Origin of the sequence: Vibrio sp. CCUG 15886 (genome assembly GCF_028570825.1) — a bacterium.
Lineage (GTDB): Bacteria > Pseudomonadota > Gammaproteobacteria > Enterobacterales > Vibrionaceae > Vibrio > Vibrio vulnificus_B.
The window spans coordinates 1-1,912 of sequence record NZ_JAQQBT010000040.1 but is presented as its reverse complement, the minus strand read 5'-3'; the positions used below and the strand labels follow the sequence as shown (position 1 = coordinate 1,912).

The following is a 1,912-nucleotide window of genomic DNA, read 5'->3' as shown; positions in this document are numbered from 1 at the left end:
ATGCGTTGCGTTTAGTGTTTAAGGTGGTATGCGGCGGCATCGGTATTGCGTTGCTCACACCTTAACAGGGCGTTATGAGATTTCACTTTTAACTCATAGGGATATGATGAAAAAGCCTATAGCATGTTTGTTATTTTTACTTCTAAGTGGCTGTTCTGCACATGTCGACAAGTTTGGCTACTTAAAAAGTTGGAATGATAAGTGGCAACAATGCGACGAACTGGGAAAGCAAACTGTCTTGAATTTTCCCAAATCTGTCTGGTTTGAGAGTTTGAGTCTTGGCGATAAAAAAGAAGTTTTTATATACATTTACTCTCTGAAAGAGTTCGAGTGCGCTCAAGTTGAAGCCGAAAAGCTCAAATCTGTTTTAGATGATGTTGAAATTACGACATTAAACGAAGTTCTGAGTGGCTTTATTTATTTTGAGCCACCAAGCGATGAACGCATCAAGCACTTGGACAGAGTTGCTCTAGAGAATCTAGCTAGTACCATTAAAGGGCCTTTCAATGGTCTAGCAACGGCAGAGAGAATGGGGTTAGTAGAGTTCTAAGGTGAGTTCATTCTCATAACAAGGCGTTCAAGAGGGATTCATGCCGCGTGGCATTTTTGGCATGCGGGTTAGTTTTGGTGGTGAAGGTGGCCTGCGGAAGGTTGGTTTAGGCGGCACTCACCCCTTAACGCAGCGTTATGCGTAATTGATGGAGTACCGAGAATTAGATGGAAGTAGTAGAAGCGGAAAAATCGGATTTAGATTCATTCTTTGTGTATCTAGAAAATCAGCTGTCTGAAAATGGCAATGGAGAAGTTCCTCTTTTCCAGCCAATCTCCAGAGAGCAAAGTGAAGTTCCAGAAACAACAAAAGATAAGTTTATCCAAGGCTTTTCTCATCAGTTTGGCGACTTAGGTTGGAGAAAACTTTGGGTTGTAAAAGACACCTCTGGAAATATCAAAGGTCATATTGATCTTCGCCACCACAGTGATGAAAGCCGTTCTCACAGAGTTCTATTAGGTATGGGCGTAGATGTTTCTTGCCGGAAGCAAGGTATTGGTCAAAGACTCATTGATGCTGTTATAAATTTCTGCCAAGAAAAAGCTGAAATTGACTGGCTTGATCTTTGTGTATTATCAGAGAATTTCCCGGCAAAAAACCTCTACCTAAAGGCAGGGTTCAATGTTGTTGGAGAGTTCAAAGATCAATATAGAATCGACGGTTTGTCAGTCTCGGAAACAGCAATGACAAAGTACGTCAAAAATTACGCATAACAAAATGTTTAAGAGGGATTCGCAACGCGTGGCATTTTCGTTATGCGTTGATTTTTGTGTTTAAGGTGGTTTGCGGCAACATCGGTATTGCATTGCTCACCCCTTAACATGGCGTTAGGTGTTTCTCACAAAAGGAGTCGTCAATGAAAAAGCCTACGATTGAATCCAGTCAGGAGGAGCTCATAGCGTTTGTTCGAGATTGGATAGATTTATGAGCGTCAGGAGAAGCAGAGTATGCTTTTTCGTTCCTTGATGAACCATTAGATAACTCTAGAAGTAAGTGGAGTTTAGAAGATTTTGAAATGGTCAGATTTGACCATTTTGGCGACAACCAGCTCCCAGTTATAACAAGTCCTTTAACCGTCACAGGGGGTCTAAGAAACGACATCTTCGAGTACGACAACGGCTCTGGGTGGGGAGTTGAATATGATTTGCCGCTTAATGGTGTCGTTAGTGATTTCACGCTGCTTTTCGACTTCTTAAAACATGGTGAAGACCTGAGGGTGATTTTGGATGATTGCCACGTCATGTAAAAACACTTAGTATCAAGTTTGAAGTGCGACACTTTCTATAGATGCGCATGAATATACTCCGTTGGTGTCCTATACCCAAGCCTTTTGCGTGGGCGCGTATTTAATTTGTGTGCAAT

3 protein-coding genes are annotated in these 1,912 nt (G+C 41.8%); all 3 read left to right on the top strand.

What is annotated here, in order from left to right; translation table 11 throughout:
- The first annotated feature begins 106 nt into the window (after window positions 1-106).
- Window positions 107-550, top strand: a complete 444-nt coding sequence (locus tag PQQ36_RS22385; protein WP_206633329.1) for a hypothetical protein — start codon at window positions 107-109, stop codon at window positions 548-550.
- 167 nt (window positions 551-717) lie between these two features.
- A complete protein-coding gene (locus PQQ36_RS22375) occupies window positions 718-1,263 on the top strand; it encodes a GNAT family N-acetyltransferase (RefSeq protein WP_158133722.1) in 546 nt (181 codons plus the stop codon).
- Between the two features lie 302 nt (window positions 1,264-1,565).
- The gene (locus PQQ36_RS22365; RefSeq protein ID WP_225479896.1) at window positions 1,566-1,796 is read left to right on the top strand and encodes a DUF7668 domain-containing protein; all 231 of its coding nucleotides are present in this window, start codon (window positions 1,566-1,568) and stop codon (window positions 1,794-1,796) included.
- The last annotated feature ends 116 nt before the right edge of the window (window positions 1,797-1,912 follow it).